The sequence below is a fragment of the Orrella marina genome (assembly GCF_003058465.1).
Taxonomy (GTDB): Bacteria; Pseudomonadota; Gammaproteobacteria; order Burkholderiales; family Burkholderiaceae_B; genus Algicoccus; species Algicoccus marinus.
On record NZ_CP028901.1, the window covers coordinates 3349338 to 3365426 of the forward strand.

The 16089-nt window shown below is 54.1% G+C and carries 13 protein-coding genes; 6 read left to right on the forward strand and 7 right to left on the reverse strand.

The window, feature by feature from the left end:
* Positions 1 to 2: 2 nt before the first annotated feature.
* Both DBV39_RS15230 and DBV39_RS15235 read left to right on the forward strand, forming a co-directional pair.
* Positions 3 to 722, forward strand: coding sequence for an ABC transporter ATP-binding protein (locus tag DBV39_RS15230; protein ID WP_227870663.1), 720 nt, complete (start codon positions 3 to 5; stop codon positions 720 to 722).
* A gap of 651 nt (positions 723 to 1373) precedes the next feature.
* Positions 1374 to 1820, forward strand: a complete 447-nt coding sequence (locus tag DBV39_RS15235; RefSeq protein WP_108623306.1) for an Abi family protein — start codon at positions 1374 to 1376, stop codon at positions 1818 to 1820.
* On the opposite strand, the gene istB is transcribed toward DBV39_RS15235, so the two are convergent.
* The gene (gene istB / locus DBV39_RS15240; RefSeq protein ID WP_108622271.1) at positions 1771 to 2511 is read right to left on the reverse strand and encodes an IS21-like element helper ATPase IstB; all 741 of its coding nucleotides are present in this window, start codon (positions 2509 to 2511) and stop codon (positions 1771 to 1773) included. The two genes, DBV39_RS15235 and istB, sit on opposite strands and share 50 nt — an antisense overlap.
* Positions 2498 to 4003 carry an IS21 family transposase gene (istA, locus tag DBV39_RS15245; RefSeq protein WP_108623307.1) on the reverse strand — a complete coding sequence of 502 codons (1506 nt, stop codon included), beginning with the start codon at positions 4001 to 4003 and terminating at the stop codon, positions 2498 to 2500. Before istA ends, istB begins: the two co-directional genes overlap by 14 nt.
* A gap of 145 nt (positions 4004 to 4148) precedes the next feature.
* Between istA and DBV39_RS15250 the strand changes: the two genes are divergently transcribed.
* From DBV39_RS15250 to DBV39_RS15260, 3 genes are all read left to right on the forward strand, one after another.
* Complete coding sequence (locus DBV39_RS15250) at positions 4149 to 4718, forward strand: Abi family protein (protein WP_227870936.1); 570 nt, start codon at positions 4149 to 4151, stop codon at positions 4716 to 4718.
* Between the two features lie 246 nt (positions 4719 to 4964).
* On the forward strand, positions 4965 to 6236 hold the full coding sequence (gene ltrA, locus DBV39_RS15255; RefSeq protein ID WP_108622273.1) for a group II intron reverse transcriptase/maturase: 1272 nt from the start codon (positions 4965 to 4967) through the stop codon (positions 6234 to 6236).
* Positions 6237 to 6338: 102 nt separating this feature from the next.
* On the forward strand, positions 6339 to 7370 hold the full coding sequence (locus DBV39_RS15260; protein WP_108622274.1) for an IS110 family RNA-guided transposase: 1032 nt from the start codon (positions 6339 to 6341) through the stop codon (positions 7368 to 7370).
* 708 nt (positions 7371 to 8078) lie between these two features.
* On the opposite strand, the gene DBV39_RS15265 is transcribed toward DBV39_RS15260, so the two are convergent.
* The 4 genes from DBV39_RS15265 to DBV39_RS15280 form a co-directional block, all read right to left on the reverse strand.
* Entirely contained in the window at positions 8079 to 9452 is a 1374-nt protein-coding gene (locus tag DBV39_RS15265) for an amidase (protein WP_159078984.1), read from the reverse strand.
* Positions 9453 to 9634: 182 nt separating this feature from the next.
* Entirely contained in the window at positions 9635 to 10648 is a 1014-nt protein-coding gene (locus DBV39_RS15270; protein WP_108622276.1) for a TRAP transporter substrate-binding protein, read from the reverse strand.
* Positions 10649 to 10732: 84 nt separating this feature from the next.
* Entirely contained in the window at positions 10733 to 12019 is a 1287-nt protein-coding gene (locus tag DBV39_RS15275) for a TRAP transporter large permease (protein WP_108622277.1), read from the reverse strand.
* A 73-nt stretch (positions 12020 to 12092) separates the two neighbouring features.
* The gene (locus DBV39_RS15280; protein ID WP_159078985.1) at positions 12093 to 12611 is read right to left on the reverse strand and encodes a TRAP transporter small permease; all 519 of its coding nucleotides are present in this window, start codon (positions 12609 to 12611) and stop codon (positions 12093 to 12095) included.
* 758 nt (positions 12612 to 13369) lie between these two features.
* On the opposite strand from DBV39_RS15280, the gene tnpC (DBV39_RS15285) reads away from it, so the two are divergent.
* Positions 13370 to 14530: an IS66 family transposase gene (gene tnpC, locus DBV39_RS15285; protein ID WP_108622279.1), complete on the forward strand. Its 1161-nt coding sequence runs from the start codon at positions 13370 to 13372 to the stop codon at positions 14528 to 14530.
* Here tnpC (DBV39_RS15285) and tnpC (DBV39_RS15290) read toward each other — a convergent pair.
* On the reverse strand, positions 14446 to 16086 hold the full coding sequence (gene tnpC / locus DBV39_RS15290) for an IS66 family transposase (protein ID WP_108622280.1): 1641 nt from the start codon (positions 16084 to 16086) through the stop codon (positions 14446 to 14448). The genes tnpC (DBV39_RS15285) and tnpC (DBV39_RS15290) overlap by 85 nt on opposite strands.
* Between the last annotated feature and the right edge of the window lie 3 nt (positions 16087 to 16089).

A 16089-nucleotide genomic window follows, 5' to 3' on the forward strand; every position in this document is an offset into this window, starting at 1 on the left:
GCATGTCGACATCGTCTTGGTTTTTGGAAGGTCGCGGGCTCAAGGTCGGCTATGGCGGGCGCCCCGTGCTCGAGGGGTTTGATGTCAGACTCGGGTACGACGAGGTGCTGTGTCTGATCGGTCACAACGGGGCCGGCAAGTCCACGTTGCTCAAAGCCCTGTTCGGGCTGGTGGCCCCATCGTCCGGTGAGGTCTGGCTCGAGGGCAAGCCGATCCGGAGTCTGAATTCCCGGTTCATGAATGCCAATGGCGTGGCCATGGTGCCCGAAGGACGCGGGATATTTCCGGGGCTGAGTGTGGCCGAGATCATGCGGCTGGGGTTCTGGGCGGCCGGGATCAAGCCGGCTGATCAGCAGGCGCGCCTGGAGTGGGTGTTCGAGATTTTGCCGATGGTCAAGCGGTTCTATAACCAGCGTGCCGGCACGCTTTCGGGTGGGCAGCAGCAGATGGTGTCGCTGGGCCGTGCGTTGCTGAGTCAGCCGCGTTGTCTGTTGCTCGACGAGCCGTCGATCGGACTGGCACCGAAGCTGTTTCAGGACCTGATGGGCCCGATCAAGGCGTTGCAGCAAGAGCGAAAGATGTCGATCCTGATTGTGGAGCAGAACGTCAAGGAGGCGCTCAAGATTTCGGACCGGGTGATCGTGATGAAGTCCGGGGCACTGATCAAGGAGGGTGCTCCCGCGGAGTTCAGCGACAACACGGCACTGATGGAGCTGTACTGAACGAATTGTTCCGGTGGTGTTCAGGTTTGACAGGAGGTCTTTTGCTAACGTGTCGTGGTGAGTGATTTCAGTCGACTGGGGCTCCGAGCTATCCGGTACAGACTCTGAACATACCGTGGGTGCGTAAAGCCTATGGGGTGGCGATTTCGTCTATCCAAGAACGATCGTTAAAGATCAATTCCATTCTGGTTAACTAACACAAACGAAGGGTCGAGCCAGAAGTCACTGTAGGCGATTGTGCAAAACAATCGGAAAATAAAAAACGCCCCGCAGGACGTTCTTGCTTGATGCACTATGTACTAGGCTTTCCTGGTCGGAGTGTCGCGACTTGATCGGACTCTACCAGACTACGGTTAAATGGTGCCGGTGAAAGGAATCGAACAAAAACGCCAAAGTCTTTATTTATGCGGCTTTTCAGAGAGATCCAGGATTCCGAAAAATAAATTGGTAAACCCCTGGGTAAAGAGTTGAATCCGTTACCGAAACACAACGTTTAGAGACCGCAATCAACGTTGAGGGTTTGGCAAACGATGGGCGTCTATGTGCGTTATGGCGCAAGGCCATACTTTGTGTATAATTCTATATAACAACACCCCCACGCCTCTCAAAGATGCGCACCATGGGGGGTTACTTTTTTCCGAGGCCGGAAAAATGAAGTTCAACAAGCCCGCGTTCACCGACGACCAGCAACTCGACCAGTTGATCCAGCGCGGCGTGGTCTGCGGCGATCGTGCCGAAGCGCTGCACTATCTCGGGCACATCAACTACTATCGGCTGGCGGCTTACTGGCTACCTTTCGAGGCGGACCATGCTAGCCATTCCTTCAAGCCAGGCACCCGTTTCGTCGATGTCCTGAACCTCTACATCTTTGATCGTGAATTGCGCCTGCTGGTACTTGATGCCATTGAACGCGTCGAGGTTTCTGTACGCACGGGCTGGGCTTATACCTTGGCCCATCGGTATGGCCCCCATGCGCACCTGAACGCTTGTCAATGGCCATTAATTTTGACCCACCTTTGGCCAATAAAATTGACCCACCTTTCTAAGATTAATTTGCGGTTTTCTGTTTCAAGCGATAACTCTCTCCTCCCAGCATAAAGATCTGTGAATGGTGAATGACCCGGTCAATGATCGGCACCGCCACGTTGTCGTCATGGAAGAACTCACCCCAACTGGTGAAGTCTTTATTGGTGGTCAGGATGATGGACCGGTATTCATACAGGCTGTTGATTAGCTGGAACAGGTTGTAGCGGGCCTGTCGTGTCATTGGCAGGTAACCTAGCTCATCAATGATCAGAAGGTCGTATTTGGCCAGGGAACTGACCCGCCTTTTGAGCTCTCCTTTCATCTCGGCCAGTTCAAGCTCTTCGACCAAATCCAGGGCGTTGCGAAACAGTACCCTGTATCCAGCTTGCACAGCCTTGTGACCGATACCGATGGCCAGGTGGGTCTTGCCCACACCGGGTGGTCCGATGAACACGAGGTTGTTTCGTTCGTCGATGAACTGGAAGTCCAGCAAGGCATTGACCTGACGCTTGGTGATGGTGGTCTGATGTCGGTAATCAAAGCCCTCCAGGCGCTTGTCTGACGGGAATGACGCCAGCTTCTGGTTGCGACGCACGCGGTTATCCTGGCGCTGAATCAGTTCGTGTTTGGCAAGCCGATCGGCAAAGTTGAGATAGGACATTTCATTGGCCTCTGCCTCGGCCAATAAATTGGTGAGTTCATCGGCAGTCGCGCTCAGTCGCAGACTGCGGTAACGGGCCACGGTTCGTTCAAGCTGGCTCATGGGTCACCTCCTGGCCAGTGCAGTGGCCAAGTTGCTGATAAGCGCTCAGATCCAGTGCATGTCGCGATGGCCGTATCGGCTCTGGGTGTCGCTCCCGCAAGACCGCTGCCGTGGCTGCCTCCAGGTAGCCTTGCAGCCGGGTTGCCGTCATGCCAGGGCGCTGTGCCAACGTAGCGATTAACGCCAGATTCACGGTCTTGTGGCGCTTGAGCAACTCGCGTACCGCCACCAACTGATCCTTATAGATCTTAGGCTCGGATCGCTTGAGTTGCTGGCACAACTGACCGCCAGTCTGCGAGCCAATCAGGGCATCGATGTCAGCTTCGAGCTTGCTCACACGCTGGGCATGATCCCGGTAATGGTGGGTGTTTTTGATCACCTTGCCCTTGTCATGACATAGGGCGTGACTGGCAATGACCTCATCGGTACTCAAGTCGCTGATGTGCAGTTGATCGTTGGACTCCAGAACCCCCACCCGGGCCTGTTGCCAACGCATCGGTACCGAGTACTTGTTGGCCTTCCAGGCAATCAGACCCGTCTTGTCGGCTCTTCGTGTTTGCCCGGCCACAGGCTGCACACAAGCCGGTGACAGGTAACCGTTCAGGTGTTCACGCTCATCGCGCTCGAACCTCTCACGGGGCGACTCGCCGGTGGTGCCGTGCACGCGGTCATTGGCGACATTGTCGAGCCACTGCTGCACATGCTCACGCACATGCTCCTGATCCCGGAAGACCTCTCCATACAAACAGTCTTGCTTGACGTACTTCACGCCCGCTTCGACCTTGCCTTTGCTCTCAGGGTCATATCCTTCACAGGCGTGTATCCGGAATCCGGCTGTCGTCGCATACGCATGGAAGCGCTGGTTCAGCGTCAACTCCCGGTACTGTTCGTTGATCACCACCAACTTGGTCTGATCGTAAACACACTCCTGGGGCAGGCCACCAAAGTACCGCATCGCCTCATCATGGAGTTGGATAAAAAGCTGGGTGTCCAACGGGCGAAATACCACTCCAACGTACATCAACCGGGAGTAGGACAGCACGAACACCACGAAGTGCAGTGTGCGCTCCTGGTCACCCACCATCACTTTGCGCAACTCACCCGGATCGACCTGACATTGAACGCCAGGCAGATCATCAAGCATGGGCTCGTAGTAGCGCACCTGTGCCGTGGCAACTTGCGCCTTGAGCGTACGCACATAGCGACGGATGGAACGATCCGAGGCGGGTAACTCTCCGACCTTGGCCTGAAGCTTACGTGCGATCTTGACCGCACTCAACTTAGGGAAACTTTGGAGCAAATGCTCGAGATAACCCCGATGGTCATCGAGGCGTTTGCTGCGAGACGGATCAGCCAACTGATCCGAAATAGCCTCGACCGGCATGCGAAGGTACTTGCGAACCGTGTTGCGCGACAACCCCAGTTCCTGACTGATGGCGCGAATCGACAACCCTTTGCCGTTATCGTGCAGTGCCTTGATTTTGTGTATCAAAACCCACTCCTTCACTGACATGCCTCCGGCGGTAGATAAACGCGGGAGACAGTAACTGTTTCTGTGGCCAGAAGGCCACCCGGAGGTGGGTCAAAATTAATGGCCAGTACTGGGTCAGTTTAGTTGGCCACTAACAAACGCTAGTCTGTTCAAGAAGCTCGCACCTAACTGGAACCACACCCAGCAACGCCAGAAGCTGGAAATCGAGGCGCGTAAGAGCCAGGAAACATTCTTGCGGCATCATTACCAGAAGTACGACGAGCCCCTGCCTCCGGTGTGGGCCCTCGTCGAGATCATGACGCTTGGCCAGTTGTCCAAGTGGTATGGCAATTTACGCCACGGTGCGGATCGCAATGCGGTGGCACACCGCTACAACATGGACGAGACTAATCTCACGTCCTTTCTGCATCATCTTAGCGTCATACGCAATCTCTGCGCGCACCACAGCCGCCTGTGGAATCGCGAGTTCACCTTCACTTTTCGCGTCCCGGGCCACCGCCCTTCCGCGCTGGTGGCTAGTCTGAACCCTAAGGACTCCCGCCGTCTCTACAATACGCTGACTGTGTTGGCGTGGCTGCTCGACAGCATCAGTCCTCAGCACCACTGGAAGCAACGCTTGAAAACTTCGCTGTTGCAGCACTCCATTGATCCGCTGCACATGGGCTTTCCGACAGATTGGGAGCGAAGGGTACTTTGGCAGGAGAACACAACATGAGCCTGGGATTCTTTGCTTACGTGTCGTTGGCCTTGGCAGAAACGGACTTCATTTTGTCCAGCGCATGATCTGCATGCCAGTGCGGCCTTCACATTCACGTCTTTGCCCTCGTAACCACGGATGTCTCGAAGCAAAACGCCCAGACGCAGTGGGTCGACGATTGCCGGTCTGCTTTGCTTTTCCATTAATCCCAAATTACCAATCCGTTGATTTCGTAGCCTGAAGTTGGCACGTAAGGATAAGAACGTGCAGTTCACGGCACTGCTACATCATGTGACCCCGCAATTGCTGCGAGAGAGCTTTTACGCTCTTCGCCGTGATGCGGCGGTGGGCGTGGATGGCGTGACGTGGCGAGACTACGAGCAAGACCTGACCGAGCGGTTGAATCGGTTGCACCGGGCTGTACACACGGGTGCATATCGCTGCCGTCCATCACGGCGGGTTTACATACCCAAAGCCGATGGAAGGCAACGTCCACTCGGGATTGCCTCTCTGGAGGACAAGATTGTGCAACAGGCGGTTTCGACCGTACTGAGCATGATCTACGAAGAGGACTTTCTCGGATTCTCGTATGGGTTTCGACTGGGACGGGGTCAGCACGATGCGCTCGATGCTCTCACAGTCGGGATCAAGAGCCGACATGTGAATTGGATACTGGATGCAGACATACAGTCTTTCTTCGACGAGATCGATCACGACTGGATGCTCAAGTTTCTGAAACACCGAATTGCCGACAAACGGCTGTTACGTTTGATCTGCAAATGGCTCAAAGCGGGTGTGATTGAGGATGGGTGCAGGATGGCGGCACACAAGGGCACCCCTCAGGGGGCTGTCATATCACCGTTGCTTGCTAACATCTACTTGCATTACGTTCTCGATCTATGGACTCGGCAATGGCGGCAGCGGCATGCCCGTGGCGCGATGATTGTCGTACGCTACGCTGATGACAGCGTGTTTGGATTCCAGAAAGAACAGGATGCTCAGCGCTTCCTCGAGGATATGCAGGCGAGAATGCACAAATTTGGACTGACCTTGAATACTTCTAAAACGAGGTTGATCGAGTTTGGGCGCTTTGCTGCTTCGAATCGGAGGCGGCGCGGGGCTGGTAAGCCTGAAACGTTTGACTTTCTGGGATTCACGCACTGTTGCGGCGTAGGTCGAGGCGGGCAATTTAATGTGATCCGCTTGACTGTCAAAAAGCGCATGCGAGCGACGCTTGAGGCCATTAGGCTGGAGCTGATGCGTCGCAGGCACCATCCAGTGCCTGTTGTCGGAAAGTGGCTTCGCACGGTTGTGCAAGGCTACTTTGCTTACTATGCGGTTCCCACAAACCTGTACCGTTTGGGTAGCTTCCGTTCCGAGGTCTGCCGCGCCTGGCGGCACGCCCTCAAACGAAGAAGCCAACGTCATCGGCTGCCGTGGGATCGGTTCCTCCGCCTGGTTGCTCGATACCTCCCTGGCCCGCGCAAATTGCACCCTTATCCTGAAGAGCGCTTCTATGCGTCATACCCGAGGTAGGAGCCGTATGCAATGGTATGGACGCCCCGATCTGAGGCTACGGCATCAGAGTGCCTTAAATTATGGGTGTCAAAACCATTACCTGACAGGAGGGCGTCCACCATGAAGATTACGACAATTGGCATTGATCTGGCAAAGAACGTTCTGCAGATTCACGGCGCTGATGAGCGCGGCAAGCCCGTGGTGCGCAAGCAACTCAAACGCGACAAGGTGATGGCGTTCTTCGCCAACATGGAGCCTTGCGTGATTGGCATGGAAGCCTGTGGCAGTGCACATCACTGGGCCCGTCAGTTGCAAAGCCTGGGGCATGAGGTCAAGCTGATCTCGCCACAGTTTGTCAAACCCTTTGTGAAGACCAACAAGCACGATGTGGCCGATGCTGAAGCCATCTGTGAGGCCGTCAGCCGACCCACCATGCGCTTTGTTCCGGTCAAGAATGTCGAGCAACAGGCGATGCTGTCACTGCACCGCGCACGTGAAGGATTCATCGTTGATCGAACCGCCACGGCCAACCGCATCCGGGGCTTGATGGCGGAGTACGGCCTGATCCTCCCGCAAGGTATCGGACATGTTCGCAGCAAGGTCCCTGAGCTGATTGAAGATGCGACCAACGAACTGCCAGGCATGTTCAGAAGGCTGATCGATCAGTTGCTCAACCATCTGCGCTGGCTCGACGAGCAGATCGAGATGATCGAAAAAGAAATCCATGCCTGGCATCGAAACAACGTTGACAGCCAGCGCCTTGAACAAGTTCCGGGCATTGGCGTGATCATTGCCACAGCCATGATTGCCATGATCGGGGATGCCCGCAACTTCAAGAATGGCCGAGAACTTGCTGCCTGGATCGGTCTGGTGCCACGACAGCACTCCACAGGCGGGAAACAGACTTTGCTGGGCATCAGTAAACGAGGCGATGCGTACCTGCGAAAACTACTGATTCATGGCGCTCGAGCACTGGCCTATCACGCGGGCAGGAAAGCCAATCCGGATCACTGGTTAAACAAATTGATCAATCGACGAAACATGAATGTGGCCGTGGTGGCACAAGCCAACAAGACCACGCGGATTGTCTGGGCGATGCTGGCCCATGGACGAGATTTCCGACCCGATTACGCGTCAAAAGCACCCGCGTAATCGAGCCGGCCCGTATGAAACCGAACAACCCAAGCTAGCAAACAGCAAGCGAACCCGTTACAGAGAGGTACACCCCACCGATTGCTCAGGCAATCATGACATTGATGGCAAGACAGGTCAGACCGTGGTTGGCAAAGCCCGTAATTACCGCAGCATCAATTGAATGCGAGTATGCGATAGAGGCGCTAACCAGCAGATTCCATCAGGGACAGTGGGCGTTGCCCACATAGAAAGTCCGAATGTACGGCTGCAATCTCTTCCTTCTCATCATCAACGATTGAGGGCTTGGCAAACCCGGGGCGTCCATGTACGGTAGTTCCGCACGTACGGATCTGTGCGGGGGGCATCGGGAAACCGATGTCCCTACCGCAACCAATCTTTGACGCAAGCGACCGGGTAACAGTTCCTATAGGGCGCCTTCGCCCTGATGCGTCTTCACCAGGATAGCGCGTATTCACGCGTTCCGATCAACCCTCAAAGACAGGGCCCTCTACCACCATAAATTGAGTTCTGGTGTCCTTTAAACGCACCACCCTCCAAGCCTGAAGGTCGCATGAGGATGGTTGTGGTGGTGGTTCTGACTAATTTCTGCACGTGCCATGTGATCCGTACAAAGAGACCTTCTCACACGGTTGATCACCACCACTGATATCTATGGCTCTGACTTCCGTTTATCCGTATCCCCAGTCGTCAGATCTAAACCCATGCTTAAGTCTCGCGCGTCAGATGTTCGAAGGACACACCAAGATCCAGAATTCTAATGTCTTCACCAGTGCGCCCGATCAGCTGGACTGAAGTTGGTAGACTTTTCTCATCTTCACCGTTCGGAAAAGCCAAACCACACAAATCAAAAAAGTTTACAAAACGCGTGTACAACGACGGCACCCGTTCAAAGCTGACATTCGCAACAGGTGGCGATGTGGTCATGGTTGTTGGCAGGATAATGGCGTCATATTGCGCCATGAAGGTTTCAAGCTCCGCGGCCATCCTGTCACGTTTTCTGATGGCATCCAAATAGTCATCCGCCAAAACACCCTTGCCGTGTCCAAGAATCTTGCGCGTTGTTTCATTGATAAGAGAAGTGTCACCCTGAATAAAGTCACGTGTCGCCGAATATCCTTCAGCTGCAAGCACAATGCCATGAACATTGGCCATCTCTTCGATAGAAATTGGCAATTTCATAGAGAAAATCTCTGCACCAAGATTCGCCATACTCGCCAGCGTTCGATCATAAGCACGCAACACATCGGCAGAAAATACATCGCGCACGTCCGGGATCACATCGCATATTCGTGCACCACGCCATGGGTTGAACTCACCTCTGGCTTGTTGTTGTGCCAGGTAGCTCACATCAAATTGCTTGCCTGCGTTGTCTTTACTCATGACGTCATATAGCAGGGCAACATCACGCACTGAACGTGCCATAGGACCCACGGTGTCGCAGGATTGACTCAAATCAAAAATACCTTGGGTGCTGATCCGACCCATTGTTGGCTTGAAGCCTACGACACCACACCAGGCTGCCGGAATTCGGACTGAACCGCCAGTATCAGTTCCAATCGCCAATGGCGTCAGATTGCCGCCAAGAGCAACCGCAGAGCCACTACTGGATCCCCCTGGTAGCCGTGCAACCGTCATATCAGATGGGTTGTGGGGCGTTCCCATCGATTCGTTGATGCCCCACGAATTAGCGCAAAACTCGGTCAGATGCGTCACCCCAAGAATAATAAAGCCAGCATTTAGCAGGTTCTGAATGACATCGGCGTGGTTTTGCGCCTGCGTAGCACTGCAAATCAGGCTGCCGTTGGTTCGCGTCTTTCCCTTAATGTCAGCGATATCTTTAATAGCGATGGGGATGCCGTGAAAGCAACTCAACACTTGACCCGAGCGCCGTTGCAGGTCGGCCGCCTGTGCAGCAAGACGAGCCTCATCAGCATATACCTCAACAAACGCATGCAACTTGTCATTGCGCGCTGTAATTTCCTCGAGATAATGCTCAACGAGTTCGAGCGACGTGAAGCGTCCTTCCTGTAGGCCCGTGGCCAGTTCTGGGACAGAAAGCTCAGATAATTGGTATGTCATGATTGCAATCCTGTTTGCTGCTAGCTTCACCAGACCTTTATTCAAATCGGCGTGTGAAGCCGAAAAATGGCCATCGCCTCCAGAGGGTGAACTCGCCCCGGAGGACGTTAGTCTCAATCTGGTTGCCGATGGCCATGAAAGTCACTGCTGTGCATGCGCGACAGAACAGTGACACTCAGGCATTACTTCTGAAGTGCCTCAAGGTACAGCTCTAACGCCTTTTTACCTGGCTTACCAGCTTTTTCGACACTCGCAGCCCACTCCTCCTGAACACTACCCAGGATTTCATTCAATTTGGGTTGATCTGACTCGGCAAACTGAACCATCTCGACCCCAGCATCGACCATTTTTTGCTTGTCCTTGTTACTTAAGTCGATGATCATCTGGCAGCCCAGTGGAACGACTTTAGCAGCAGCATCGTTCATAATTTTCTTGTGTGCATCAGAGAAACTATTCCACTTGTCTCTATTGAAGTAGTAGCCCAATGCAACCGTACCCAAATCAAAGTTGTCAGTGGAGTACTTGGCCACCTCTTCAATGCCATAGGGTGGAACGCTGGAAAAACTCAGGGCACTACCATCAACAGTGCCTCGCGCCATTGCATCACGGATTTCCGTGGCAGTCATGGAGACGGGCGTTGCCCCCAATTTGCTCAATGCCAGCTCCTTCATGTCACCCGCCGTGCGGATCTGCAAGCCATTGAAGGCCTTCAAACTATCGGCTGGACGCTTTGTCGTCTGAATCTGGTATGCAGCCAGACTCAAGGGCAACAGCATAGAGACTCCCTGCTTGGACAGTTCTTGCTCATCTAAAAACCCACCTTCCTTGGTCAACTCCCAATAGGCCATGGTGGCTTCGCATGGGGTTTTGTTGGTGCCGGGAATCTCACCCACCACGGACAATGGAAACTTCTCCGGAGTGTAGGAAGGCACAAAATAGGCGACATCCGCCCCGCCACTCCTCACCAACTCAAACATGTCCTTTTCTTTGGCAAGCTGTTCGGCGGGGAAATACTGGAACACGATGTCACCATTGGACATCGTTTTCACTTCCTCCATCCAGGGCTTGATCAATGCCTCCGCGATGAAATGATTGACCGGCAGGCTGTCAGCAACACGGATCTTCTCTTTGGCCAGCACAGCACCAGATGCCGCGAGCATGCTTAATGCCAAGACTGTTAGTTTCATTTTTTTCATAATTTCTCCTCCAACTTCGATTGGTAATCAGGTTAGTAACCTATGTTGACACGTACACCGGGTTTGCTTGATCACAACCATGCGCTAGCGCATCGAATTCGGCAACCAGAGTACGAGTGCGGGAAAAATGGTGAGCAGTGTGATCACCACAATATGCGCATAAATATGAGGTATGACGCCTTGAAAAATCTCGACCAGCGAGCGATCCGTATATTTTTTGACAATGAAAACGTTCATTCCCATGGGAGGCGTGACCATGCCCACCTCAGCCGTCACCACAACGATGACGCCAAACCAGACCGGATCAAACCCAAGGTTTATGATGACAGGCAATAGCACCGGTACGGTCAGAATCAGAATCGCCACCTGATCCAGGAAAAAACCAAGAATGATATAGCCCACCAGAATAATTGCCATGATCGCTAAGGGCGGCAAAGGCAACGTATCGATCCAGTTCACCAGTTCCACCGTGGCCTGAGACAGTGTCAGGAAATAGCCAAACAACTGGGCCCCCAACATGATGAAGAGAATCATGCAGGTGGTGTGCCCAGTGTTGATGAGTGCCTTCCAGGTTCCCTGAAATGAAAGCTGGCGCTTCCAGGCTGCAATCAGACAGGCCACAAAAGCACCAATTCCTGCCGATTCAGTCGGTGTCGCAATTCCCGTATAAATCAATCCGGTTACCGCAAACAACAGCAGTATCATCGGACCGGTATTCCTCAGGGAGCGAATTTTCTCCATGATCGTATAGCGTCTTCCCGTAGGCGCTAACGAAGGATCTTTGGTGACGATCACAAGGATCGTCGTCATGATGGCCAGTGTCACTAAAATCCCGGGGATCACTCCGCCAATGAGCAACTTTCCAACAGGGACATCCGCAATAATGCCGTAGATAATGAGCGCAATGGAAGGAGGAATCAGCATTGCCAAGGTCCCGGAAATTGCCACCGTACCAGCGGCAACTTTCGGGTCATACCCAGCATCTATCATGGCTGGCAAAGATGTCGATGCCAGCGTGGCCGCCGCTGCCGTGCTGGAGCCAGATATGGCTGCAAACCCGGCGCCTGCCAGCGCCGTGGCCATAGCCAGACCACCACGTACCTTTCCGACCCATACAGAAGCGGATGTAAACAGGTCTTTTGCAACACCGGAAATGATGATGAATTCTGCCATCAGAATGAACAGCGGTATCGTCACAATTTCGTAATTGTTGACGCTGCTCATCGGCGAGGTACGCAAAATGCTCAATAGCGTCACATCGCCACCGATCAGCCAGATCCCTACCGCCCCGGCCAGTGCCATGGAAAGTGCAACTGGAAACCCAATAATTAAAAACAAAAACAGTATGACCAACCCGGTTGCCAGTTCCATATTTGAATATCTTCCTCGTCTTTATATGCTTTTTTTGAAGTCACCTAAGTTGCGACCACTCATTGTGCACAGATCATTTGCTGCTGTCTTTGGCAAAAGCATCGCGCATTTCATCACGCGCTTTAACCAGGCAACGCAGTGCTACAAAAATGGAGCCAACACAAACCATTCCGTACGTCACCCACAAGGGCAACGGAATAGCCATGCTGACGAGTTCATTGCCAACCCAACTGGTAACAAACCGGTCCCAATACAACCAGCAGATCACGGCCAGAAGAACCGAAGAGGCTAGATAACCGAAAGCACGTATGGGTGCAATGATCTGTTTTTTTAGATACGGCACCATAACGTCGATAGCAATGTGCTCATTTTCCCGCAGCGTATGCGAAATTATGGGATAAAAGGCACCGACAAGGAAATACACGCTGATGAGTTTGTAGGGCCAGATAAGTGGCGCATTGAAGACATACCGCATGACCACTGACAGGGTCATCACACACATCATGGAAAAAATCGCGAGTGCGGAAAACCCGCACAAAACGTTTTCAGCTCTCGAAAAAAGGGAGATGCTCGAAGGAGTTGTCTCTTTCAATTTTTGTCTCTTGTTTCCCCAGATTTTCCAGAACCCGGATCGTTATATCCCGGAAGTTCCGCCGTACGGCGCCGCTTCCCCCTGATAATCATTCAACAATCCCGCGCCGCGCCACACCATACGTGTTTACCCTCAAAAGGCCTCACAAAATGACTGGAATACGATTACAGGCATTTGATAATCAACGTGATTAAACACGTCAGACAATTTACAAAGCTTTGCGTCATTCATATAAAAACTTCTTTGCAAACAAAGCTCAACTAGCCTTCAGGCACTTAACTACTGTCACCATCGCCGGCAGCCGTTCCTGGCCTATCTCAGCCGGTCCTTATCGCCACGCACAGAACGCCGCAACATGAAAAACCGAGCGCAAATCAGCATATTTATTCTCAGCCACGTAGATTGGCTCGCAACCTGGGCATCGAGATCATGCATTGCACATGGGGAGCTGAAACGTTTGAATTTTATGCCCGAGGTGCCAGTCGACACATTGCAGGAGCTTGCCGTACGTAGCATGGCTTTGAAGAAGGATAGCCCTGTGATGTCAATCAGAAGCCGCAACCCAGACAACCGAATCCTACTCATGCAGGAGCGCCCCTGTACAACAGGCCATACTTATGACCTGCTGTCATTTACAGTTTGCCAACTAACCTTCAACATCGACCATGGTTCAGCTCGTAGAGCATGAGCAGCCTTGCCCACTGAAGTTCGTAAATATTCGGTGAGCACGTTATTTGCCAAGATCCGGCAAGTAAAAAATGCTGAACACGTCTTTTTTCATCAGTATCGTGTCATCCATGGACACGCCTTTCACACCCACCTCTGCAGACTCAAACGCCCAACCGGCGGCGGCAGAGATCGCGCCTTTCGATCTTGAACACGTCACGATCACGCGTCGCGAACACATCGAATTACGTACCCAAGCGCGCCAGTATCAATCGCTGCATGCCCGCGCCGTCGAACGCATGCAGGTCATGCAAGCAGACCATCTACGCATCGTTCAAGGCTTGAAGGCCGAACAGGCTGCGCTGAACACCGAGCTCGAGCAAACAAAGACAATCACGTCCCCATTTCAGGTTATGTCACCGAACCCGGTCCGACGCAAACGCGGTCAACAACCTGGTCAGCCAGGCCATGGGCGCGTGCTCGAAACGCACTTGCCTTCGCGCATTGAATCGCTACGCCTGGATGATTGTGTTTGTCCAAGCTGCGGCAAAGACGTGAGCGAAATCCAGGGCACGCAGGACGCCCAGGTGCTGGAGATCGAAGTCAAGGCGTACCGCCGCGTCATCCGTCGTCATCGCTATCGACCCACCTGCGACTGCCGTGCGCTGCCCGGCATTGTCATGGCGCCACCACCGGCACAACTGACCCCACGAGGCAAGCTGGGGAACTCATTGCTCGTGCAGGCCTTGCTCTCGAAATACCGTCACGGCCAGCCCACGTATCGGCTGCTTAGCCAATGGCGTGATCAGGGCTTACGCGTGGCGCAGGGCACGTTGACCGAGAGCTTGTTGCGCCTTGTGCCCTTGTTCAAGCCCTTGTACGAGGCTGGTCTGGACCGCCTGCGCCAAGCCCGCCAGTGGCATGTCGATGAGACCCGCTGGGAGGTCTTCGAGCCGCAGGAGGACAAGCTCGGTCATCGTTGGTATCTGTGGGTGTTCAAGGCCAAAGATGTTTTGCATTTCGTTATGGATCCGTCGCGCGCCTCGAGTGTACCGACGGCCGTCCTCGAGGGCGTGACAGACGGCGTGTTGTCGGTTGACCGGTACGCGGCGTATCGCAAGTATGTGCGTGGCACCCCCGGAGTCAAACTTGCACTGTGCTGGGCACATCAGCGCCGCGATTTCCTGCAACTGGCTAACCAGCACCCTGAGCACGCGTGCTGCGCAGTATGCAAAAGCATTGGCCTGATCTGATCACCTTTCTCGATCACCCTGAGATCGATCTGGATAATAACCATCTTCATGCCGCCGGCGGCATGAACTTCGTTGTTGTCGATGGGCAGATCGCCACGGTCGATATATCGCACCATCCGGTCCCAGCAGTTGTCCAGATACGCCAGGGCTTTACCCAGCTGGCTCTTGGGTGTGACCAGCGGTCTCATCTGATCAAGCCAGGCTCGCAACTCATCGAGTGTTCGCTTGCTCAGTCGCTGGCGAACCTGGTAACGGAAACTGTCTGGTGCATTACGCACCCGTTTCTCGATACGGTACAGGCGGGCAAAGAATTTGATGGCCTTTTTGGCCGGTGTCTCCTTTCTGGAGGGGTTGGCGCGATCAGCCTTCACAAACTCGCGGCGGCAATGCGCCATGCATGCCATGCGGATGACACCGGGTTGATGGCCCACGCCGTTGTAGCCCGAATAGCAGTCGGTCATCAAATGGCCACGCCAGCCCTCAAGCAAAAGCGCCGGTGTTTTGCCCGAGCGATTCTGTTCGTAATCAAACAGGACAACGGTCTTGCCCGGTGGACCGCCTCGCCGCACCCACATGTAGGATTTGGTGGTGGCCTTTCGTTCTGGCTCCTTGAGCACCTGCACGTAAGTCTCATCCATGTGGATGATGGAACCATCGAGCAAGGTGTCCTGGAGCAGGTTGTACAGTGGCTGCAACGCCTGGGCGGTCTTGATGCAGTTGCGGGCCAGCGTCTGCGGCGGCAGATGCACCCCGCTGCGCGCCAGGATCTTGGCGATGCGAAACAATGGCATACCATCGACAAACTTGACTGCGATCACCATCGCCATGGCGCCTGCGCTCAGGATGCTGCGTGGCAGCAGATTCGCAGGTGGCGCAGCGATCACGGGTTTGCCATCGCCTCGGGCCGGTGCGTACTTGGGGCGCACCGTGCGGATCACCCGGATCTTCATCGGGATGATGTCGAGCTGTTCGCTCACTTCTTCGCCAATGCGCACCATGGGTTGACCACGGGCATCCGTGCGCTGGTCTTGCGGTACATCGATGAGCACCTCAACGCGGGGCAGCTCCGGTGGCAATGGACCGCGATGACCGCGTGCCTTGGACTTCTTCTTGCGCGAAGGCTTCGTCGATGTGTCATCGGCCGGCGCCTGCTCGTCGCACGACTCATCGTCCTCATCCGGGTTCTGATCGGTGAGGAGCTCGGCTTCGTTAAAGAGCGTGCCTTGATACGCTTCGCTGCTGGCGCCAAACTGACGATGCCGGGCCAGGCGGTTCTGCTCGATGATCTCGAGCACCTTCTGGACGACTTCGTGGGCCACGTGCTGATCGAACTGCGCATCCTGACGGGCTTTCTCTTCCTGGATGAATTTGTCGAGTTCTGACTGGATTTTGCGATCGATCTCAGCCTGGATGCGTTGCTCGACCTGCGCCTGAATCATGGCCTCGATTGCAAGCTCGATCTTGTTCGCAGCAGACGGATTCAGACCCTCTGCCACCAGTGAAGACAGCAAGGAATCGGTTCCGGATGAGGGGGTGTTTGCAGCACGATCAGACATGCT

Coding starts and splice junctions, on each gene's coding strand:
- DBV39_RS15230 (WP_227870663.1), top strand. CDS start 3: ATGTCGACATCGTCTTGGTTTTTGGAAGGTCGCGGGCTCAAGGTCGGC.
- DBV39_RS15235 (WP_108623306.1), top strand. CDS start 1,374: ATGAAGTTCAACAAGCCCGCGTTCACCGACGACCAGCAACTCGACCAG.
- istB (WP_108622271.1), bottom strand. CDS start 2,511: ATGAGCCAGCTTGAACGAACCGTGGCCCGTTACCGCAGTCTGCGACTG.
- DBV39_RS15260 (WP_108622274.1), top strand. CDS start 6,339: ATGAAGATTACGACAATTGGCATTGATCTGGCAAAGAACGTTCTGCAG.
- DBV39_RS15265 (WP_159078984.1), bottom strand. CDS start 9,452: ATGACATACCAATTATCTGAGCTTTCTGTCCCAGAACTGGCCACGGGC.
- DBV39_RS15270 (WP_108622276.1), bottom strand. CDS start 10,648: ATGAAAAAAATGAAACTAACAGTCTTGGCATTAAGCATGCTCGCGGCA.
- DBV39_RS15275 (WP_108622277.1), bottom strand. CDS start 12,019: ATGGAACTGGCAACCGGGTTGGTCATACTGTTTTTGTTTTTAATTATT.
- tnpC (WP_108622279.1), top strand. CDS start 13,370: ATGCTGAACACGTCTTTTTTCATCAGTATCGTGTCATCCATGGACACG.
- tnpC (WP_108622280.1), bottom strand. CDS start 16,086: ATGTCTGATCGTGCTGCAAACACCCCCTCATCCGGAACCGATTCCTTG.